Source organism: Amycolatopsis sp. YIM 10 (assembly GCF_009429145.1).
GTDB lineage: Bacteria > Actinomycetota > Actinomycetes > Mycobacteriales > Pseudonocardiaceae > Amycolatopsis.
This window is the reverse complement of sequence record NZ_CP045480.1, coordinates 4,641,313-4,661,096: the sequence shown is the minus strand read 5'-3', so window position 1 is coordinate 4,661,096 and position 19,784 is coordinate 4,641,313. Positions and strand designations below refer to the sequence as shown.

The 19,784-nt window shown below is 69.5% G+C and carries 20 protein-coding genes; 12 read left to right on the top strand and 8 right to left on the bottom strand.

All coding sequences use genetic code 11. The features are described from left to right. The first annotated feature begins 13 nt into the window (after positions 1 to 13). The 6 genes from YIM_RS22385 to YIM_RS22360 are packed head-to-tail and all read left to right on the top strand — an operon-like array spanning position 14 to position 6,736. Positions 14 to 427, top strand: a complete 414-nt coding sequence (locus YIM_RS22385; protein WP_153032199.1) for a DUF6153 family protein — start codon at positions 14 to 16, stop codon at positions 425 to 427. 54 nt (positions 428 to 481) lie between these two features. After that, complete coding sequence (locus YIM_RS22380; RefSeq protein ID WP_153032198.1) at positions 482 to 1,129, top strand: DUF305 domain-containing protein; 648 nt, start codon at positions 482 to 484, stop codon at positions 1,127 to 1,129. Positions 1,130 to 1,137: 8 nt separating this feature from the next. Then, positions 1,138 to 1,416 (top strand): hypothetical protein, encoded by a 279-nt coding sequence (locus YIM_RS22375; protein WP_153032197.1) that lies wholly within the window; start codon positions 1,138 to 1,140, stop codon positions 1,414 to 1,416. Positions 1,417 to 1,443: 27 nt separating this feature from the next. Next, positions 1,444 to 1,761 (top strand): trypco2 family protein, encoded by a 318-nt coding sequence (locus tag YIM_RS22370; RefSeq protein WP_153032196.1) that lies wholly within the window; start codon positions 1,444 to 1,446, stop codon positions 1,759 to 1,761. Positions 1,762 to 1,774: 13 nt separating this feature from the next. Further along, positions 1,775 to 5,320 (top strand): trypsin-like peptidase domain-containing protein, encoded by a 3,546-nt coding sequence (locus YIM_RS22365; RefSeq protein WP_153032195.1) that lies wholly within the window; start codon positions 1,775 to 1,777, stop codon positions 5,318 to 5,320. Positions 5,321 to 5,338: 18 nt separating this feature from the next. Further along, positions 5,339 to 6,736 (top strand): hypothetical protein, encoded by a 1,398-nt coding sequence (locus YIM_RS22360; RefSeq protein WP_153032194.1) that lies wholly within the window; start codon positions 5,339 to 5,341, stop codon positions 6,734 to 6,736. A 36-nt stretch (positions 6,737 to 6,772) separates the two neighbouring features. On the opposite strand, the gene YIM_RS22355 is transcribed toward YIM_RS22360, so the two are convergent. Both YIM_RS22355 and YIM_RS22350 read right to left on the bottom strand, forming a co-directional pair. Continuing rightward, on the bottom strand, positions 6,773 to 7,189 hold the full coding sequence (locus tag YIM_RS22355) for a hypothetical protein (RefSeq protein WP_153032193.1): 417 nt from the start codon (positions 7,187 to 7,189) through the stop codon (positions 6,773 to 6,775). A 124-nt stretch (positions 7,190 to 7,313) separates the two neighbouring features. Beyond that, positions 7,314 to 8,318, bottom strand: a complete 1,005-nt coding sequence (locus YIM_RS22350) for a helix-turn-helix transcriptional regulator (RefSeq protein ID WP_153032192.1) — start codon at positions 8,316 to 8,318, stop codon at positions 7,314 to 7,316. A gap of 154 nt (positions 8,319 to 8,472) precedes the next feature. On the opposite strand from YIM_RS22350, the gene YIM_RS22345 reads away from it, so the two are divergent. The 5 genes from YIM_RS22345 to YIM_RS22325 all read left to right on the top strand — a co-directional run bounded on the left by YIM_RS22345 (position 8,473) and on the right by YIM_RS22325 (position 12,103). Beyond that, positions 8,473 to 8,931 (top strand): hypothetical protein, encoded by a 459-nt coding sequence (locus tag YIM_RS22345; RefSeq protein ID WP_153032191.1) that lies wholly within the window; start codon positions 8,473 to 8,475, stop codon positions 8,929 to 8,931. A gap of 62 nt (positions 8,932 to 8,993) precedes the next feature. Continuing rightward, on the top strand, positions 8,994 to 10,298 hold the full coding sequence (locus YIM_RS22340; protein ID WP_153032190.1) for an amidase domain-containing protein: 1,305 nt from the start codon (positions 8,994 to 8,996) through the stop codon (positions 10,296 to 10,298). A 10-nt stretch (positions 10,299 to 10,308) separates the two neighbouring features. Beyond that, positions 10,309 to 10,632 carry a hypothetical protein gene (locus tag YIM_RS22335; protein WP_153032189.1) on the top strand — a complete coding sequence of 108 codons (324 nt, stop codon included), beginning with the start codon at positions 10,309 to 10,311 and terminating at the stop codon, positions 10,630 to 10,632. A gap of 5 nt (positions 10,633 to 10,637) precedes the next feature. After that, positions 10,638 to 10,961, top strand: coding sequence for a hypothetical protein (locus YIM_RS22330; RefSeq protein WP_153032188.1), 324 nt, complete (start codon positions 10,638 to 10,640; stop codon positions 10,959 to 10,961). 8 nt (positions 10,962 to 10,969) lie between these two features. Then, entirely contained in the window at positions 10,970 to 12,103 is a 1,134-nt protein-coding gene (locus YIM_RS22325; RefSeq protein WP_153032187.1) for a transglycosylase SLT domain-containing protein, read from the top strand. A gap of 48 nt (positions 12,104 to 12,151) precedes the next feature. Here YIM_RS22325 and YIM_RS22320 read toward each other — a convergent pair whose 3' ends face one another. The 5 genes from YIM_RS22320 to YIM_RS22300 form a co-directional block, all read right to left on the bottom strand. After that, the gene (locus YIM_RS22320) at positions 12,152 to 13,258 is read right to left on the bottom strand and encodes an endo-1,4-beta-xylanase (protein WP_153032186.1); all 1,107 of its coding nucleotides are present in this window, start codon (positions 13,256 to 13,258) and stop codon (positions 12,152 to 12,154) included. A gap of 508 nt (positions 13,259 to 13,766) precedes the next feature. Then, the gene (locus YIM_RS22315; protein ID WP_153032185.1) at positions 13,767 to 14,702 is read right to left on the bottom strand and encodes a hypothetical protein; all 936 of its coding nucleotides are present in this window, start codon (positions 14,700 to 14,702) and stop codon (positions 13,767 to 13,769) included. Next, entirely contained in the window at positions 14,699 to 16,078 is a 1,380-nt protein-coding gene (locus tag YIM_RS22310) for a hypothetical protein (protein ID WP_153032184.1), read from the bottom strand. Before YIM_RS22310 ends, YIM_RS22315 begins: the two co-directional genes overlap by 4 nt. Beyond that, complete coding sequence (locus YIM_RS22305) at positions 16,071 to 16,382, bottom strand: DUF6403 family protein (protein ID WP_153032183.1); 312 nt, start codon at positions 16,380 to 16,382, stop codon at positions 16,071 to 16,073. The genes YIM_RS22310 and YIM_RS22305 overlap by 8 nt, the downstream gene beginning before the upstream one ends. Positions 16,383 to 17,090: 708 nt before the next feature. Beyond that, entirely contained in the window at positions 17,091 to 17,660 is a 570-nt protein-coding gene (locus YIM_RS22300; protein WP_153032182.1) for a TetR/AcrR family transcriptional regulator, read from the bottom strand. 91 nt (positions 17,661 to 17,751) lie between these two features. Between YIM_RS22300 and YIM_RS22295 the strand changes: the two genes are divergently transcribed. Further along, positions 17,752 to 18,717, top strand: a complete 966-nt coding sequence (locus YIM_RS22295; protein ID WP_153032181.1) for a ketopantoate reductase family protein — start codon at positions 17,752 to 17,754, stop codon at positions 18,715 to 18,717. Between the two features lie 38 nt (positions 18,718 to 18,755). Here the strand turns inward: YIM_RS22295 and YIM_RS22290 are convergent, their stop codons facing one another. Then, positions 18,756 to 19,778, bottom strand: coding sequence for a MerR family transcriptional regulator (locus YIM_RS22290; protein ID WP_153032180.1), 1,023 nt, complete (start codon positions 19,776 to 19,778; stop codon positions 18,756 to 18,758). Positions 19,779 to 19,784 lie beyond the last annotated feature (6 nt).

Genomic DNA, 19,784 nt, shown 5'->3' with positions numbered 1-19,784 from the left:
GTACAGTGAGGGCATGCGGGTGGACGCACGTGTTCGAGCGCGGCAGTTCTTGTTGTTGTGCGCGCTCGCGTTCGCCGTCGTCGGCATGCACCACCTGCTGACCGCGCCAAGCTCCCACCACGGTTCCAGCCACGAAACCGCCGCCATGGCACCCGCGGTCCACGATACGGCCGCCGCCGGCGAACAGCGCCACGGGGAACAATCCCCCGGCAGTCCCGCCGGCTCGCACGAAATGCTGCACCTGTGCCTCGCCGTGCTGGGCGGCCTGGGACTGGGTTTGCTGTTCCTGGCGGCGTTCTGGCTGCGCACCGGTTTCAGGAAGCCCGCGCCGGAAAGATGTCCGACGCGGGCTTCCTGGGCGAAATGGCGCCCACCCGACAGATCCGGACGATCACTGCTCACCACACTCTGCGTTCATCGGCTGTGACAGCGAGGAATTCCTTGCCGTCCAATACAGTTCGATGAACAGAGAGCACAGACCATGAAGAATTCCTTCGTCATGGCCGGTATCGCCATGGCCGCCACCGGTGCGCTGCTGGCGGGGTGCGGCGGTAACGACGACATGTCGGACATGGGCCACACAACGAGTTCCGCGGCACCACCCGCCGCGGCTCCCACGGGGCAGCAAGCCGCGCACAACCAGCAGGACATCACCTTCGCCGAGGAAATGATCCAGCACCACACCCAGGCACTGGACATGGCCGAGCTCGTTCCTTCTCGCAGCAGCGATCCGAAGGTCCTGGATCTGGCCACTCGTATCGAAAAAGCTCAGGATCCGGAGATCGAGCGGATGCAGGAGTGGCTGACCGCATGGGGCGCCGCGGCCCCGGCCACCCCGTCATCGTCATCGGACGGGGCCGGCCACGGCTCGATGCCGCACGGAAGCGGAACGCCGATGCCCGGCATGATGACCGAAGACGAGATGAAGCAACTCGAACAGGCCAAGGGCGCCGAGTTCGACCGGCTGTGGCTGGAGCTGATGATCAAGCACCACCAGGGCGCGGTCGAGATGGCGAGGACCGAACTCGGCACCGGCGCCAACGCCGACGCCAAGGCACTGGCGCAGCAGATCATCGACGCGCAGCAGGCCGAGATCAGCGAGATGGACAACCTGCTCAAGGAGGGCTGAGAGCGGTGGTGCCGGGGGCAGCCGCCTCCGGCACCACCTTCCCGGGTGGAAACACGCTGCCCAGCAAGAGCGACGGCGAGTTCGTGCACGCGTCCGCCGACGAGGTCCACGGTCGCCGGCGAGCGGGTCCGCCGATGAGCAGGCGCCGCTTGCCCTACGCGGCGGGCAAGGCGTGCCCGAACCCCACCGGGACCGGCCGCGCCCGATGGACGATGCGCAGGAGGCCCGTGAGCAACGCGGTCGCGATCACCGCAGGGCTGCTTGGCGTGCCCGGTACGGTGGCATGAACGCAGGCTGGAGCACGGGAGCGGTTGATGGACGATGGGGCGGTTGTCGGGGGCCTGGCCGAGACGATCGAGGCGCTGCGGGTCGAGTTGACGGAGGCGATGGCCAAGGGGGCGGACCAGGCGCTGGCGTTCGAGTTGGGCCCGGTCAATGTGGAGTTGACGCTGGCTGTCACCCGGGAGGGTTCCGGCACCGGCGGGCTCAAGCTGGGGGTCGTGTCGTTCGGCGCCGCGGCCAAGCTGGCCCAGCAGGAGACGCACAAGCTGACGCTGACTCTCAACCCGGTGGGCAAAGATGGGGCGACCCCGGTGCGGGTGAGCGATTCCGCCGACGGTGAGCCGGGCTGATCGGGGGCGAACCGTGCTGACGGCTTCCCGCGTCGGCGAGGTCTACAACCCGATGGCACGTTCGGCGGGTTCCGGGTGGTTCTGCACACCTCACCTGGTGCTCACGGCGTGGCACGTCGTCGAGGGAACCGCTGGGAAACCCGTGCGGCCGCCGGAGCGACCGTTGTCCCCGGCGGCCGCCGCCGAACTCGCCGAGGTCGCGCCGCGCTGCCGGGTGCGGGCGTTGGCCGACGCCACCCGGGGGCAGCCCTTCCGCGACGCCGTGGTCGTCTGGGGGCGGCCCGACTGCGACGTCGCCCTGTTGCTGGTCCTCGAGGGTGCGGGCGGACCGGTGCAGGCCGACTGGCCCGGCACGTTCTGGACCGACCTCACCGGCGCGGATCCGGTGCCGGTCACCGCGGTCGGCTTCCCCCGGCACGACGTCGTGGGGAAGATCCGGGAATCGCGGCAGTTCAGCGGTGTCGTGCACCCGCTGTCCGGGGTCCGCTCCCGCCATTGGGTCGTCACGACCGATCCGCTGGCCCGGCCCACCACCGGCAGTGGGTGGGCGGGGATGTCCGGGGCCGCGCTCTTCGGCGGTGACCGGCTGGTCGGCGTCATCACGACCGACGCGGGAGTTCCGGGCGGGCCGATCTCCGAGCTGCGTGCCGCGCCGGCCCGGGCGTTCGCGGAGGATCCGGTCCTGGTGGCGTGGATCCGCTGGGCGGGTGGCCCCGGCCTCTGGGAGAACCGGCCGCTGTCCGCGCCGGCCGACCCCGCTCGGGCCGAAGAGAGGACGACGGGCCCGCGGCGTTCCCGCAAGGGTTTGTTCGGAGTGTTGGCCCATCGGCGCAAGGGCCTGCTGGCACCGCCGGAACTCCTGGCGGAAAGCCCGCGTCCCGGCGCCGCCCGCGACCGCGGCGGGTTGACCTACCGGGCCACCGAACCGGGCGACCTGGCTCGCGTCTACACCCGTCAACAGCTCGACACCGCCACCGACCGGGACACCGGCCAGGTCCGCGTCCCCGGCCAGTCGGCGTCCATCGAGCACGTCCTCACCGACCCGACGACGCGGCACATCGTCGTCACGGGTGAAGCAGGCGTCGGCAAGTCCAGCCTCCTTGAGTACGTGGAAGTCACCGCCTGGCGGTGGTGGCGCACGGCCACGCGCGCCACTGGTCCGGCTGACGCGCCGTTCGGACCGGTGTTCCCCATCCGGGTCGCCGCCCGCGAGCTGGTCGGCCGCACCTCCATCGCCGAAGCGGTCGGACGGAACGCTTTGGTGCGGGCCGAACCACCGGTTCCCGGTGCCGAGGTGCTGTTCCTGGCCGACGCGTTGGACGAGGTGACCCGGCCGGAGGACTGGCGCCACGTCATCGAGATCGTGATCGCCACGGCCCGCGAGTGGAACACCGGGCCCGGCATGCCGCGCCGGGTGGTGCTGTCCGCGCGCAGCCTGCATGACAACGCGTGGCGCAGCTTGTCCGGAGCGGGGTTCACGGAGTTCCGCCTGCAGCCGTTCACCGTCGACCAGCTCCGCCGGTTCGTCATGGCCCACCAGACAGGCGGCGGGGACCGCCTGGCCGAGCCCGAGGTCGAGCAGCGGGCCGCGACGCGCGCCGCGGAGTTCATCGCCTACGTCCGCGGCAACGGCATGCTCGATCTCGTCCGCCTGCCGCTGCTCGCGCACCTCGCCGTGGGCCAGTACTTCGACCCCGGCGATGCGCCGCGCGCCCGCGCCGTCCGCGCAGACCTGTACGCGCGCGCCGTCGCGGAGTTCCTCGGCCGCTTCCCGCACAGCCGTACCCGGCACGATCAGCGCCTGCACGACCGCATCGACGAGCTGCTCACCCGCCTGTGCGCGGAATACGCCCACGAGGCACCCGGCCATTCCGCCGTCACCACGGCTCTGCGCGGCCTTCTCGGCGACCTGGCCGACACCTATCTGCACGACGGCGCCCACATCACCACCGCGGCGACGACCAAGCTGGCCGACCCGGCAGACCCCTTCGGGCCCCGCGCGGTGACCGCGCTGCTGGAGGCCACCGGCCTGCTCGTCGACCTGCACACCGCGCACCCCCGGTTCCTGCACCGCACCTTCGCCGAGTACCTGGCCGCCGGGCACCTGTGCGACCGCTACGGCGCCGACCCCGCCGTCTGGGGCGATGCACTGGCCGACGCCGACACTCGGGTCGCGGCGCTGTTCGCCTTCGACCGGCTCCCGGCGGACCGGCAGCGCGAGATCGCCGATCTGCTGACCGCCGACCCGCAGCGGGTGGAGCAGGCGGCGTGGCTGCTGGCCGAGGGCATGTGCGACGAACAGACCCGCAACCGGATCCTGGAACAGCTGTGGCAGCGCCCCGATGAACAGGACGAGAGGCCGCCGGTGCGCGACTGGCACCAGACCCACAGCGCCCTCGCCCACCTCCCGCAGCAGCAGGAGCGGTTGCACGACTTGGCGACCAGCCCCGGTTCGGTCCCCATCGACCGGGTCAACGCGGCCGCCGCGCTCGCCGGGCACGACCCCCGGGGCACCGAGGAACTGCGGCGTCTGGTCGCGGATGACGCGTTCCCCGGCCGCCTGCGCATCGCCGCGGCCTGGCACCTCGCGCATGTCGATCACGCGGCGGCGGTGGCGTGGCTGGCCCGGTTCGCCGGCGACACCACCTCCCGCCACTGCGCCGTGGCCGCCGCGAGCCTCGCCGGGCACGACCCCGCCACCGGCACGGCCCGGCTGCGCGCCTTGGTCGCGGACCCGCGCTCCCCCGACGTGGCCAAGGTCGAGGCCGCGATCGGGCTCCGCAGCCACGACCGCGAGGCAGGCACCGCCTGGCTGCGCCGCTTCGGCGCGGACACCCGCTTGTTCGCGGACTGCCGGGTCTACGCCGCCGACGCGCTGGCCGCCGACGCCGATGACGAAGTGCGCGCCGAGGCGACGCAGTTACTCGAACGCATCGCCAAGGACGAGAGCGTCGACCATGGCTACCGGGTCGAGGCCGCGCACCGCCTCGCCCGCTACGAGAAGACCGCGGGCGCCGCGATCCTGCACGAGTTCGCGAACGGCGGACTGCGCGGCCGTTACGCCTGCGATGCCGCGGGCCTGCTCGTGCAGCACGACCGCGATGCGGGTTTGCATGCCTGCCGGGCTATCGCCGACTCGGTCGGGCAGGAGCCCAAACTGAGGATGCGTGCCGCCGACGAGTTGGCCCATCACGAACCGGCCGAAGGGCAGACCCGGTTGGCCGCGCTGTCGCGGGAGCCGGCGTGGAGTCCGGCCGAACGCGTCCAAGCGGCTGCGCTGCTCTCCGCGCGCAACCAGGACTTGGGCTTGCCGCTGCTGCGCGCCTTCGCTGCCGACCTGCCCGGCGAGTCGCGGGTCGTCGCCGCGCGTGCCTTGGCCGGCGTCGACCGGGACGAGGGCCTGCGGGCGCTGCTGGAGCTGGCGGGCTCACCGGAACTCGAGCGACACGTTCGAGTGTCCGCGGCGAGTAGCATCGGCGACTTCGACCCGCAGCTCAAGGACGTGCTGCTGCGCAGGCTCGGGGTGGACATCAATCCTGGTGGTTGGTACTCGGCATGACACCGGAGGGCGGGACAGATGGGGTGGCTCGGCAGTGGCCGTTCCGGCGCGTCGGACGACCTGCGCGCCTTGGCGCGTTCGGGTAATTGGCAGTCGTTGTGGTGGCAGATCCTCCGCCTGCCGCTGCCCCGGGCCGCGGCGGCCGCCGCGCACCTGAAGGTTCGCAAGTGGAAACCGCCCTCGGAGGCCGACGCCCGCTTGGCCACGGTCCTCACCGGTCTCGACGCCACGAGGGCGACGGAGGTCGGGGATTCGCTGTTCGGCCGCACGACGGTGCGGTTGCCCGGTTCGATGGGCATAGCCAAGCCGGGATTCTCCGTGCGCCATCCGGTCGTGGCGATCGAACAGCCGACCAGGAGCGGCAACGGTTCCCGGGTGGTGACGGTCGACCGGGCCGGAGTGCGGTCGACCCTGTACGAGGGACCCGCTCAGCACTGGTCGATGTGCGCGCTGGACAGCGAGACGGTGATCGTCCGCCGTGAGTTCGACGGCGGCGGGTGGCGGGGTGACACGGAGATCGTCGAGTACAGCCCGGCAGGCGAGGTGGTGCTCGCCAGCGGCAGCGGTTTCCTGGACGCCGTGGTGGAGCCGACCGCGACCGGTTTCGTGGTCGGCACCAAGCTCGCCGGCGCCGCGTTCGCACTGGCCGACGGCGAACAGGAGCAGCTCGACCTCGGCCGCTTCGGTTTCCGCCGCGCGGACCTGTTCGCCGTGAACAGCAACGGCACCCGCATCGCCTTCGCCGACGGCAGGCGGCTGCTGATCACCGACAGCAGGTTGCAACCCCTGCACGAAACCGTGGTGGAGTCCTTGCGGCACGGCGAAATCAATGCGATCACCTTCACCGAGGACTCGATCATCACCGCGGGCTACGACAAGGGCCTCTACCGGTGGCAGGTCATCGGCGGCAAGATCCGTGGCCTGCACTCCGAACGCCTCACCGTCTCGCGTACCTTCTTCACCCTCAACCCGGTGACACCGTGGAACCTGCTGGTGGCCGAGGGCGGCAATGTGAACTTCCACTACGACATCGGCACTCTGGACCGCTGCGCCGCCCCGGACTTCCTGGAGCAGTCGGGCACGGAGGACTCGGACGACCACATGCCGCGGGCCGTCGGCAAGTTCGCCTCGACGGCCTACAGCAGGCTCGCGGTGTACGAGGGCGGGCTCACGACCCGCGGCAAGCTTTCCGTGGACGCCTTCTACTCGACCATCGTCCAAGACCTGGAACACCCGTTGAACCTGCTGGTGAAACCAGTCTCCGCGCTGACCCCGGGAGACGCCGGCCGAGTCCTCCCGCACCTCGACCAGATGGCCGGTACGCCGGATCCCCACTCCCTCACCGATCCGGAGAAGGGCTTGCTCCGGGCAGCTGTCGAGGCGTGCGCGCTCGCCCCCGCCCTCGCCGGCCCCTGAGCCGGGCCGGCTGCGGCAGTTCCTCCGCGCACGCGATCAGTAGCAGCCCGGATACGTGCCACCGGGGATCAGCCACATGCTGCTGGCTTCGTTCCCGAGCCCTATGCCGTTGCCGGGTACGCCATCGTCGGGAAGGTTCTGCACGGAACTGTTCGGGTTCACACAGAACAAGAATCCGACGTAGTTCACTTCTCTGTACCAGAAGCTCACATAATCCGTACTCGTGGAGTTGCTTACGGTTTTGATGTTGTTGTCGGCAACGACGCCGGTGTTGAATTTGTTGTCACGGAAATCCTGATCACTGTTGAAGAAGCTGATTTTCCCGGTGTCGAATCCGATGTCCCAGCCACAGTGGTACCCGGTGCTGCAGTTCGGTCCCGCTGAGGCCGGCACGACAAGGGTCGCGGCCAGTGCGGCAGCGATGGCTCCGATGATCGGGATGGGTTTGCGCATGAGCACGTCTCCTTCGTTTGCCACCTTGGAAATGGTGCGGAACGGGAGACGACTCTTCCACCGGGGCGATGGGCGGATGGCGTGTTACGAACAGGGTCTAAACACTTCGTCCGGCTGGCGGTGCTCACGGCGTGCCGTCGGGGTTGGACGTGAGCACGGCGAGCCCCAACGGTGTGATGAGGTGCGTCGCGAAGTTCTCGTGCCGGTCGGTGGTGATGAGTCCCGCGTCGCGCAGGACGCTGGTGTGATGACTGACGGTGGCGGGTGTGACGCCGGCCTGCCGCGCCAGTTTGGTGGTGGTGCTGCCGTTGGTGACCGATCGCAGGATGGTGGCCCTGGTGGTTCCGAGCAGCGCGCCCGGGTGGTCGCCGCTGCCGTGACCACCGGCCAGCAGGCGTGACTCGGTCCGGATCGGGAACACCAGGACCGGCCGCTGCAGTGGATCGGCGAGGGCTACCGGGTGGTACAGGCAGAAGTAGCTGGGAATCAGCACCAGGCCGCGGCCGTCGAGATGCAGGTCGCGGTCGACCGGGTAGTCGGCTGTCAGTACCGGCGGCTGCCAGCTCATGGTTGGCCCGAGCCACCGCAGCAGCCCTTCGGGGCCGGTCCGCAGGTAGCACTGGATCCCGTCGGCGCGGTCGGCACGCAGGCCGTCTTCGACGACCTGCAGGTGCGGTTCGATCAGGGCCTTGAAGTACCTGCGCAAGGCCTGCCGCAGCTGCCGTAGCGCCGCCGACTTCCCGTCGGCCAGTTCGGCCAGCCACCTCGTCTCCGCACTGCCGGTCGGCTGAAGTCGGCCGATCTCCTCACGCAGGCGGCATGGCGGCGTCGACAGAACTGCTTCGACGCCCGTGTCGATGTCGGAGATATCCGGTGTGGGAGTGAGAAAATCCGGGAAGTAGGTGGCATGTGGCGCCACTGTCATCAGGGTCTGTATCGCCGCCCGCAGGTCTCCGTCCCGTGGCGCGTGCTCGCGCACGCGGCGGCGCCATGGGCCGAAGGCCAGGCCGCCGTCCGCGTGCTGCAGGAGCTGGACGCTGCTGATGATCTCCCACATGAGGTCAATCTCCAGTTTCAACCGCGTCCGCGCGAGATCGAGGTCTGTGAAGTGGATGCGCAACTTCGGCACGCCTGCCCCCCAGGACTCCGCGCTCGCCGGCGAACAACGTTTAGACCGTACTCGAAACACGGCGTCCACCCGAGGTCTTCGGTGGAAGATTTCCTCTCCGTTCGTTTCCTTCCTGGAGGTAATGATGTTGTTCTACCGTCCACGCGGAGAGGGCTTGAAAGAGCGACGCGGACTGCTGCGTCGGACAGGTCTCCGGTCGGCGCTCGCCGCGCTGGCGACGGCGATGGTCATGGTCATTTCTCCGGGCTTGGCCCACGCGGAGCTGAACCTGAGCACCAGCCGGTCGTACGGCTACGCCGGCGCCGGCATCGACTTCACCGGTCCCAGCAGCTTCCACGTGTACGACCTGGTCGTCGCGGACTGGGCATGCGACGGTGAGGCACCGTACGCCCAGTTCTTCTACCAGCTCGGGTCGTCCACCCACCGCTGGGAGTACACGCCGACGAAGCGGTACGACCACTCGGGCTGCGACCTCGGCGACCTCACCACCTACTACAACCTGGACTTCACACACAGCGGGGACACCATCGCCTTCCTGGCCGTGGTCATCTGCAATTCCTCGGAGGGCTGTCACGAGGGCAACATCGTGCACAACCCCTACGTCGTCGGCTGACCTGACCGGCACCGTCCCCGTCGAGAGGATCGCGCGCGTGTCGGCCGCCGCCGGTTTGTGGGGTGATCGACCGGCACACCGGCCGGCGCGGCTGGGCGAAGGTGGTCGGCATGGTCACCTACCAGCAGCTCAAGGCAGCCAAGCCGGCCACCTTCGCCGCTGCCGCCGACGACTGGCTCAAGCTCGCCAAGGAGGCCGAAACCGCGGCGGAGAACCTCTACGAGCGCGGCGGCAACGCGCTCGGCGAGCAGTGGTCGGACACGCTCGGGGAGAAGGCGGGCGGGCACTGCCGCAAGATCGCACAGGACTTCCAGGCCGCGGGCATGGCGATCCGCGGGGTGGTGACCACTCTCGACAGCCTCGCCACCGCGCTGGCCGCCGCCAAGCGCAACCTCGAGTCGGCCGTCGCGTTCGCCACCGAGGGCGGTCTCGAGGTCGGCGGCGACGGCAAGGTGACCGTGCCGTCCGGATCCACCGATCCGAAGGCCGAGGAACGCGCCAAGCGCGCGGGCTGGCTGATCTGGGACGCGGTCAACGACGCCACCAAGATCGACGAGGACGCCGCGGCGAGCCTGAAGCGGCTGATCCAGCCCGCGAGCATCACGAAGCTGATGACGCAGGACGAACTGGCCAAGGACATCCTCAACGACGAGGTGAAGAAGGCCGGGCACACCGGGCTGGCCATGCTCCGGCAGACGATGCCGCTCAACGCCGACGCGCGGACCCAGGCGGAGTGGTGGAAGTCGCTCGGCCAGGACCAGCGGAACCAGTACCTGAACGCCGCACCGGTGCAGCTCTACGACATGCCGGGCATTCCGGATGAGGTGAAGAAGAACCTGGTCGGTACCGACGGATTGAACCGCGTCGAGATGATCCGCTGGGCCGAAAAGCACGGCGAGAGCGGTTACTCCGACGTGCCCGGCATGGAGAACTGCACCAACTTCGTCTCCTACGCGATGAACGAGGGCGGCATGGTGCCGCACGACAAAACCGGTGACAAGGGGTGGAACCAGGACCACCAGGGCCTGCCGAAGCTGCCGTTCGCCGGCTCACTCGACCAGTACCGGCAGGGCGACGCGTGGGCGGCCGCGCAGAACCACCACGACTACATGGTCAAGAACGGCGGCGAAAGCGTTTCGGTGCCCGACGCGCGGCCCGGCGACCTGCTGTACATGCGCAACGAGAAAGGCGTGATCCACCACGCGTCGGTGATCACCGCGGTCACCCCGGACGGGGAAATCCTCTACACGCAGCACAACTCGAACCACACCAACATCGGGCTCAACCACCGCCTGTCGCACAACGAAACACGCACCGGCGCCGGGGACGTCCCGCTCGTGGTCCGGCCCCACCCGAACTGGGACTGAAAGGAGAGGCATGGCTCCGCCGAACATCCGGATGAACCCGGACGGGGTCCGCCAGGTCGCCGGCGATCTGCGGGCCGGTGCCGACACGGCCAAGAACACCATCGGCACGCTGTTCCACAGCGGCAACGAAGCCGCCGGCGCGCACGCGGACTGGAAATCGGGCGCGGCGCTCAAGGAATGCGGGCACACCTGGTGGAAGGAGCTGACCACGCTGGTCGAGCAGACCGCCCACACCGCGTGGAAGCTCGACCAGAGTGCGGCGAAGGTATCCGATATGGACAAACAGGCCCGGGAACGGCTCGCGACCGTGCTCGGCGATCTCCGGACGGCTTGAGCGGCATGGGGAACACGGGGCACGAGGTGAACCCGGCGGCGTTGAAGCAGGGCTCCGGCGCCGCGGCCGGGGTGCGCGAGCAACTCGGCAAGGACGGCCGGATTCCCGACGAGACAACACAAACCGCCGCCCAGGCGCTCGGCGCGGAGAACTTCCAGCTCGGTACCGCGCTCAAGCACACCGGCGAGCTCTGGTACGCGCAGATCACCACGCTCCACCAGGCGTGCCACAAGATCGAGCAGAGCCTGGCCGCGGGCGCCGGCGGGTACCAGCTGAACGAGGACAAGACCGAGCTGTCCATGGCGGAGATCGCCAAGTTCTTCGAATAGGCGGGGGCATGCTGAACTACGAGAACCTGTACCACGCACCGGTGCACGCCCTCGAGCAGGCGGTCGAGGACTGGGGCCGGGTGATCGGCAAGGTGGAAGCGCTGGGCGCCGAGCTGACGGACACGGTGACCCAGCCGCTCAAGGCCTCCGGGTGGACCGGACCCGCCGCGCGGACAGCGATGTCCTTCCTCGGCGAGACGAGCAAGGAGTTCGGTGACGCCGCCGAGCAGGCGCGGGGCATTCGCGACCTGCTGGCGGAGGCACACGGCCGGATCAAGCGCAACCAGGACGCGCTCTACCGCATCGCCGATCACGAGGCACCGGCGAAAGGGCTGAAGGTGGACCAGAACGGGAAGGTCACCGCGAATCCGCCGGTGGATCCACAGGACCGCTCCACCTGGCGCGGCAAGGACGACATCCGCGACGCCATCGAGGAGGGCAGGCACGCCATCGAAGCCATCCAGACGCGGATCAACCAGGTGCTGCGCGACGCGTCCGAAGCCGACGAGACCGCGGCGTGGGCGTTGCGCGCCAACCTCGGCGGCGAGAAGCACGACTTCAACCAGCCCACCCACACCAGCCTCGCCGGGGCGTGGAACGCCGGCGCCTGGAAGAGTTCGGTCACCGGCTCCGGCAGTTTCCTCGACCCGCACGGCAAGGACATCCTCGCCGCCGCGAACAAGTACGGCATCAACCCGAAGGTGCTCGCCGCCCTGCTCATCCAGGAGGGCGAGGGCCGTTCGCTCGGCACCAAGGTGCCCTTCGACCTGTTCCGGCGCGCGGAGTCGTCCGGGCTGGTGGGCAATTCCGTGGGCATCGGCCAGATGCAGGCGGGCACGGCGGCGGACCTGATGGCGAAGTACCACGGGGAGAAGGTCGGCCAGGACGACATCCGCGGCAGGCTCGCCAACGACGACCGCCTGGCGATCGATCTGGCCGCCGCCAACCTGCACCACCTCAAGAGCACCTACGGCATCTCGGACGAGCAGGCGTACACGGCGTACGCCGCGGACGACAAGCTCATCCGGGCCTGGCTCCGCGACGACACCGGCTATCCCGGCTACGGCAACATGACCGAGCGCTCGGACAGCTTCGCCAAGCGCTACCGGGAAGCCAACGACGTCGGCGGCCTGGTCCGCTGATGACCGTGAGCGGGGTGCCGGCCACGTTCCCGGCGTTCTTGACGAAGTTCAGCGCTCGGCGGCGAGTGTCGAGCGCAGGGCGTGGTAGGCCGGTTTGCGCGTGAAGTCGTTCCACATGACCGTCGCCGCGCCTTCTCCTTCGAAGAACACCGGCACCCACGAGTACTTGTCGGTGAATCCCCAGATGGTGAACGAATCGCAGCCGCGGACGTTGAGGCACGCGGAAAGCATGCGCTGGTAGTAGTCGGCCTGCTGAGCCAGTTGCACATCGGTCGGCACGCCGCTTTCCGGTAGATCCATGCGCACGTCGACTTCGGTGATCGCGGTGGACAGTCCCAGCGCGGAAAAACGCTTGAGGTTGGTTTCCAGATCCGCAGGGAAACCGTAACGGAGACTCAGGTGCCCCTGGGCCGAAAACCCGTGCACCGGCACGCCCTGGGCGCGTAGTTGCTGGATCAGGGCCAGGTAGGCGTCGCTCTTGGCGTTGACGCTTTCCACGCCGTAGTCGTTGAAGAAGAGCTTCGCGTGGGGATCGGCCTGGTGTGCCCAGCGGAACACGTCGGCGACGATGCCGGGGCCGAGTTCGCGGAGCCAGATGTTTTCGGTGGTGCGCAGGGCTCCCGTCTCGGTGAAGATCTCGTTGGCCACGTCCCACTGCTGGATCTGGCCCCGGTACCGGCCGACCACCGTGCGCACGTGGTCGCGCAGGATCGCACGCAGCTCGGCAGGCGTGAAGTCGCCGTTTTCCAGCCAGGCCGGGTTCTGGCTGTGCCACAGCAGCGTGTGCCCGCGAACGACCTGGTGGTGCCGCTGGGCGAACCGCACGATCGCGTCAGCGGCGGCGAAGTCGTACCGGTCGCGCTCCGGGTGGAGGTACTCCCATTTCATCTGGTTCTCCGGCGAGACCGAGCTGAATTCGGCGCCGAGCAGCTTGCGGTACGGCTGGTCGGAGGTGAACGGGTCGGGGTAGGGCATCGTTTCGTGGTGTCCGCCCCCGGCGACCGCGGTACCAATGCGGAATCCCCGCGGCGCCGCCTGCCGCAAGGATTCGTCGTGCCCGTGCGCGCCGCTCGGCAGGGACGAAGCCGCCGACGGCAGCGGGACCAGCAGCGCCAGCGAGGCCAGCGCGACGGTGATCAGGCGGAACGACTTCATCCGGACTCCCGAAACTTTCGAAAGCGAATGGGAAAGTTTCGGCGAACCTTAGATCGCCACCGTCCGGCCGTCAAGGGCGGTTCGACCAGGTCGCGGCGACCGCGGACCCCTTCCGCGGGCACGACATGCGGGGGCCCGGCAACCGGACACGCCCGATGCACCAGCGCGGTCTCCCCCGCCGAGAACACAGCGCCGCCGCGGTGACGCCGTCGGGCACCGACGGGGTAGACAGCCCCTCACCACCCGTTCCTGGTGAACGGCGACACGGCGCAACCTCGCCGTCGGCAGAGCGTCCGGCGACGCAACCCGACGGGGCCACACCTGCACTCACCAGTGCAGCGACATCCCCGGCCGGGGCAGAAGTGGAAAGGATGAGCCGTATTCACTTCTCTCATGCTCTCGGTCGATCCCGCGCACCACAGTCGGTGTCCGGACCGCTCGGTTGCAACAGGAAGCCACCGAACGCCACATCCATTCGCTCGTGATTCGCGTCGCAGTGCCGGCTTCGCTACGCCGCTTTCAAGGAGTTCGAGAGCTTGCCACAGAGCTCACCGAGCTCCTCGACCTTCGTGATGAGGTCCTCAATGGACTCATTGTCGTGAGCGTCGTGGACTTCGGGCAGCACCTCCGCGTATCGGGCGGCCAGCGTGCCGTAGTCCTTGTCGAACTTCGTCCGCTGCTTCGCACTCAGCTGCGGTTTCCTGCGCGTGTACTCGGCGTCCAGCGAGAGCAGCCGACCGGCTACGACGGCCGCCGCCGCACCCAGCCGCGTCCTCGCGTCCTCCGCGTGTGCCCGTCGCTCCAACCGTGCGGCCGTAAGCCTGCCCGCCCCACGTGAGACGAGGTACAGCGCCGAGGCACCGAGCACGACGCCCGCGAGCGCTCCTCCCGCGATGAGGAAGCGAGGCAGTGGTGCCACGATCGTCCGCGTTCCGTCCGGGATGGTCTTCGCCCGCACGAGCGAGTCGTAGTTCACCACCACGACCTTGAGCGCGTCGAGCGGTGAATCGACGAACTCGTCCACGCCGGACGGGAGCTGTGACTCGGCAACATAGGCCCTGCCGAAGCCCTCGTCGTCGGCGCCTGCCATCTGCACGCAGCCGTACGTGTCGTATTCGTCGCCTGCCGGGCTGAGCAGCAGCCCGACCGTACCCGCTGCGGGTCCTTCGAGCTCGTCGCACGCATCCTCGAGGTCTTCACCTTGCGGCAGCCAGGCGACGACGAGCCTGCGGTTGCCGACGATCCGCTCAGCGGCCTGTTCGTCGATGTCGGTGCCCTCCCCGATGTGAACCGAGGACACTCGCAGGTCGGACTGCAGATCGTCGTCGAACACGCCACCGGTCCACAGCCCCCAGCACGCGAGCACCACACACACCGCCAACGCGACGAGGAACAGGCCGTTGCCCCGGCCGCGATACCGTTCGAAGGACTTGAGCGCGCTCATACCAGCTGCCTCCCCACGTACACGTCGGGGCGGTAGTCGGTGCGCCCGAGCAGCCGCGCGACCTCGTCGAGCCGCGCATGGGCGTCGGCGAGGAAAGCGTCCGGCTTGCGGCCCTCCTCAATGGCCTCGCGCGCGCTGTCCAGCTTCGCGAGCGCGAGGGTCAGCGCCACATCACTCTCACCGTCGGTCAGCCCCGACACCTCGATGGCCAGCGCCGTCAGCGCGCCGAGTCTCGCTCCCGCGCCCGTCCCGTACGGAAGCCCCCGCGGCTTGCGCACCGCGCGCGCCGACAGTGCGACGAACACCGCCACACATGCGGCGAAGACCCAGGGCAGCGCGGGCAACGTCACCCGCAGCGGGTCCGGCGGCTGATACGGCAGCGGCCGGTCGAACAGTCCCGCGTAGCGGATGTCGATGACCCGATCGAGGTAGACGCCGAGAATGGCGTCCTGCGGATACACGCGCGACGACAGGTGCCTGCCGAACTGGGCGTACGTGCTCGCGGCGGCGACGTCGGCAAAGGCATCCGCATTCGGCCCGTGGTAGGAGACCCACAGTCCGTAGAGGACGACGATCGGGCGGTCGGGGAACCGTGCCGTGAGCGCCGCCCCGTAGTCGGGTACCGGCTCGCCGAAAGGCTGCCGGGCAAACGCGGCCACGAGCGGCTCGGCGCCCTCGAACGCCTGGCGCGCCGCCTCGCCGGGCACGCCGGTCAGAGTCGCGCCGTCGGCAGCGTAGCGGCCGTCGGCGCGCAAGGCGGCTTCGACGGGGGCGAGTTCGGCGGCGGTCGGCTCCCGCCAGCGGAAGTCCGACGCACTGTCGGCGACCGGCTGCTTCCACAGGTGCGCAAGCAGATGGATGATCAGGCCTGTGACGTCACCGACGGCGAACTCCGCGCGCCGTTCGTCGAGGGTGCTCGGCGAAACCTCCAGGATGCCGCCGCTCACGGTCGTGCCGACAATCGTCACCACTTCGCGTTCGTCGCCGTCCACCTGCGATTTCGCTTCGCTGATCTGCTTCCTCTCGGCCTCGTCCAGACCCGGCGGAGCGACGAGGATGCGGACGTCACGGCCGCCGATCACCTGCTCGACCCTGGCCTCGTCCCAGTGCGCGACAGCTCCGGGGAGCCGGACCACGCGTTCCTCCCGCAAACTCGCGACGAGTTCGTCGACGGGCGGCACCGAGGCATCCGAAAGCCCGGCGTCCTTGTTGCCTTCGCGGGATTCCGACGACGTCGGCGACTGCGCGTAGCTCACGTCGATGGTCTCAGCGCGCTGCGAAACCAGGAAGAAAACGAGGGCGGCTACAGCCGCGCCGAGGCACGTCCACCGCGCGAAGCCGAGCCAAGCGCCGGCCTCGCGTCGTGTATCACTCACTGCCTGCCTCCCGCCACAGGCTCCCAGCGCGCCGCGCGTCACGCTCCGCACGCTCGGCCGCGTGCGGTCCCCCGCCGTTGGCGGCTACCGCCTCCGCTCCCGCAAGGAGGTCGTCAGCTTCCGGCACCGTCGCCACACACGCGTCGCGGCGGATCCTCGCGGCCTCGATCGCCGACCTCGCGGCGGCCCACGCTTCGTCGCGGCGCTGCCGCCGCCTCCTCGCGTGCGGCACGAACGTCGCCATGACGCCCGCGGCCACGAGCACGACGATCCCGGCGAGCCAGATCGGCCAGCTTGGCGACATGCACGCACTCCTCGATGGTCGACAGCAGTCGATCAAGTAGATCGAGCCTACGTCCCCCAGCTCGTTCCCTCCGTAGCCGGTCGGCCGGACAGCTGCCGACGGCGATCTCGAACCCGCGCGCCGTCGTCACCGTCATTGCTCAGCGTCCTGAGCCGGTGCGGTCGGAGGCATCGGGGCGGGCTTACCGACGTCGCGGCTGACGGGTCGGGCCTCCGTGCTGGTTTGGGCTTGGGTTCGCCGCGGTGCGGGTACGGCGAACGCCGGTGCGCACGCCAGCAAGGTGAGTGCCATCGCCGCCAAGTACCCCGGACAGATCGTCCGGCGAATCCGCGGCCAGTACCGCGGCGAAGGGGGCGAGCACGGCCAATCCCGTGGCCGCGCCGAGTTCCCGCATGGTCAGCGGTGAAGATCACCAGCCCGGTGCGCAGGATCCGCCGTCGCCCGTACCGGTCGCCCGCCCGGCCCGCGACGATGAGCAGGCTGCCGAACACCACCGTGTAACAGACCCCGGTCAGCTGGAGCATGCTCGACGGCAGTGCGACATTGACCACCACCACGTCGACCATCAACACGAACCGCGCGGCGCACAACAGGCGAGCAGCGGGCGGTCGCGGCGGCTGAATCCGGGAACGGTGCACCCGCTGGACACGACTGCAGGCCAACCAAACTTGTTAGGCGCAGAGTGAGATCCTGCAAGGCTGCAGGGTCTCACTGCGGGGGACGCAGCCCGTCCAGTACGAGGGTGATGACGTCGTCGGCCTCGGCCCGCCAATTCGGGCGGTCGTGGGCCGCGCCGATGCCGTGCAGGGCCATCATCACGGCACCGGCATCCACGTCGTCGCGCACGGCGCCGTCCCGCACGGCGGCGGCCACGAGGTCACCGACCGCCTCCTCCAGCACCCGGCCGCCCTCGGCGAGGGCGCCTGAGCGGTCGGCCATGAGCGTGGCCAGTGTCCGGGCCAGGCCCTCGTGGGCAGCTATGTGGTCGACCATGCCGCGCAGGAAGGTCGCCAAAGCCTCCGCCGCGGGCAACGTGGCCTGCAACTGGCGGGCGCGGTCGCACAGCGTGGCGACCTCCCCGTGGTAGACCGCCTCGGCCAAGGCCTCCCGCGTGGGGAAGTGGCGGTACAGCGTTCCGGTGCCCACCCCGGCCAGGCGGGCGAAGTCATCGAAGCGCAGGTCGAAGAAGTCGCCGGCGTCGAAGACTTCCCTGGCGGTGGCGAGCAGTGCCTCGCGCTTGCGCCGGGCGTCGGCCCGCAATGGCTTGTCGGCGGTCATGCACTCCCCTCGCGTTGACAACTGGAGATCACTTCCATATTTTGAAAGTGGAGATGATCTCCAGTTTGATCCTACCCCCACGAGGTGCAGCGTGAAGATCCTGATGTTCGGGCGAGGCGTGATCGCCACCATCTACGGCTGGGCACTGCACCAGGCGGGCCACGACGTCGAGTTCTACGTCCGGCCGGGTCGCGCGGCGGTGTACGGGGACGCGGTGGACCTCGACCTGTTCGACGTGCGGCGGCGGGTGTGGGGGCAGCGCGTCGTCGAGAAGTGGCCGGTGCGCTACCGCGAAGCACTGGAGCCGGACCACGACTTCGACCTGATCGTGCTCAGCGTGCCGCACCACCGCCTCACCGAGGCGGCGGCCTTCCTGGCCCCGCGCGTCGGCCAGGCCACGGTGCTGGTCTTCGGCAACCTCTGGACCGAGCCGACAGCCGCGATCGGCGCACTCCCCCTCGACCGGATCGCCTGGGGCTTCCCCCAGGCCGGTGGCGGCTTCGACGCGGACGGCGTGCTCTGCGGAGCGCTGCTGCCCTCGGTGGTCTTCGGCACCCTCGGCCGGCCCCCGACCGACCGGGAACTCGCCGTGCGCCAGGCGTTTCGCGAAGCCGGGCTCCGAATCAAGGAGCGGCCCGACTTCCGCGGCTGGATGTGGGTCCACTTCGCCTCGGATGCCGGCATGTTCTCGCAGGGCCTGCGGCTGGGTTCCCTGTCCGAACTGGCCGGGTCGACGCGCGACTTCCGCGAGGCGCTGCTGGCCGGTCGCGAACTGCTGCCGCTTCTCCAGGCGCGCGGCGTCGACCTGCGACGGCACCGAGGCGGCCTGCTGCCGTTCCGGGCGCCCACCTGGCTGACGGCGCCCACGCTCGCCTGGCTGACCGCTCACGTCACGCCGATACGCGTGAACTTCGCGACGCACTCCGACCCCGACGCCGAAGAACCGCGCGAGATCTGCCGGGACACCCTGGCCGAAGCACGACGGCTGGGCATCTCCGTACCGCGACTGGAAGCGGCGGAACCGCACTTCGCCCGTGAGGGGACGGGCCGAGTCTGACGGCGACCTGGTAGCTGAGCGCCGGCTGCGAGCATTGCCTACCGAACCGGCCTGGTGTCCGCCGCTTCCGCCCCGGGCTGATCGGTGCGCAGCGCGACCGACAGCCAGGCGCTCAGTTCGGCGAAGTCGACGTCCTGGTCGGGATGGGTGGTTCCGTTGATCACGGCCACGAGCGCGAGATAACGGCTGTGCGCGTGGTCGTATTCCGGATCGTCGAGTGCCTCCTGCTCGAGTTCGCCGGCCACGAGGAAACCCGCGGCCAGGCGTTCGCGGAGTTCCACGGTCATCGGGGAGCCGACCGCGGCGGCGGCATCGTGGGCGAGGCGGGCAGCCAGCTCCCGCGCGTGCGTGGAGTCCGCGGGCAGGCCACTGCGGAACGCCGCGAAGATCTGCCTCATCAGCGGCTCGCTGGTCGAGTGGATGAACTCCTGCACCGGCGTGGCGGTCATCTGCGCTGCCGGTCCGACGGCGAAGGTCTCGTGCAGGTACGAGCGGACAGCGGCGCGGAAGTCGTTGTCCCGCACCAGTTCCGCGAGTTCGATCCACGCGTGGAGCTGCGTGGCGGTCGGATCCTCGGGCAGGTGCGGTCGCATCGCGGCCAGCCGCGCGGCGAAGTCATCGGGGACGACGGTGCTGACGTCGGCCCAGAAGTCGTCGATCAGCCGTTCGCGTTCCTCGTCGGACATCGAGACGAGTTCGCGCATCAGCACCATCCGCGCGGCCGGATCGTCCTGTCCGGCCAGCGCCCGGAGCACCGCACGCCTGGCCCGCAGTTCGTTCTCCTGCCGCTCGACCAGCTCCAGGTGTTCGGCGAGCAGGGTGCGCAGGGTGGTCTCACCGCCGAGCAGCCGCCGGACCTCGTCCAGGCCGGTGCCGAGGTCGCGGAGGGTGCGGATGAGTTCGAACCGGGCGATGGCGTGCAGGTCGTACAGCCGGTGCCCGGCGGCGGTCGTTCCCGTTGGCGCGACGATGCCTTCGTCGGAGTAGTAGCGGATGGCGCTGACCGCCAGTCCGGTCCGGCGGGCCACATCTCCGATGGGGTACAAGCAGTCATGGGGCATGCCGCC

Coding starts and splice junctions, on each gene's coding strand:
- YIM_RS22385 (WP_153032199.1), top strand. CDS start 14: ATGCGGGTGGACGCACGTGTTCGAGCGCGGCAGTTCTTGTTGTTGTGC.
- YIM_RS22380 (WP_153032198.1), top strand. CDS start 482: ATGAAGAATTCCTTCGTCATGGCCGGTATCGCCATGGCCGCCACCGGT.
- YIM_RS22370 (WP_153032196.1), top strand. CDS start 1,444: ATGGACGATGGGGCGGTTGTCGGGGGCCTGGCCGAGACGATCGAGGCG.
- YIM_RS22360 (WP_153032194.1), top strand. CDS start 5,339: ATGGGGTGGCTCGGCAGTGGCCGTTCCGGCGCGTCGGACGACCTGCGC.
- YIM_RS22355 (WP_153032193.1), bottom strand. CDS start 7,189: ATGCGCAAACCCATCCCGATCATCGGAGCCATCGCTGCCGCACTGGCC.
- YIM_RS22335 (WP_153032189.1), top strand. CDS start 10,309: ATGGCTCCGCCGAACATCCGGATGAACCCGGACGGGGTCCGCCAGGTC.
- YIM_RS22330 (WP_153032188.1), top strand. CDS start 10,638: ATGGGGAACACGGGGCACGAGGTGAACCCGGCGGCGTTGAAGCAGGGC.
- YIM_RS22325 (WP_153032187.1), top strand. CDS start 10,970: ATGCTGAACTACGAGAACCTGTACCACGCACCGGTGCACGCCCTCGAG.
- YIM_RS22320 (WP_153032186.1), bottom strand. CDS start 13,258: ATGAAGTCGTTCCGCCTGATCACCGTCGCGCTGGCCTCGCTGGCGCTG.
- YIM_RS22315 (WP_153032185.1), bottom strand. CDS start 14,702: ATGAGCGCGCTCAAGTCCTTCGAACGGTATCGCGGCCGGGGCAACGGC.
- YIM_RS22305 (WP_153032183.1), bottom strand. CDS start 16,382: ATGTCGCCAAGCTGGCCGATCTGGCTCGCCGGGATCGTCGTGCTCGTG.
- YIM_RS22300 (WP_153032182.1), bottom strand. CDS start 17,660: ATGACCGCCGACAAGCCATTGCGGGCCGACGCCCGGCGCAAGCGCGAG.
- YIM_RS22290 (WP_153032180.1), bottom strand. CDS start 19,778: ATGCCCCATGACTGCTTGTACCCCATCGGAGATGTGGCCCGCCGGACC.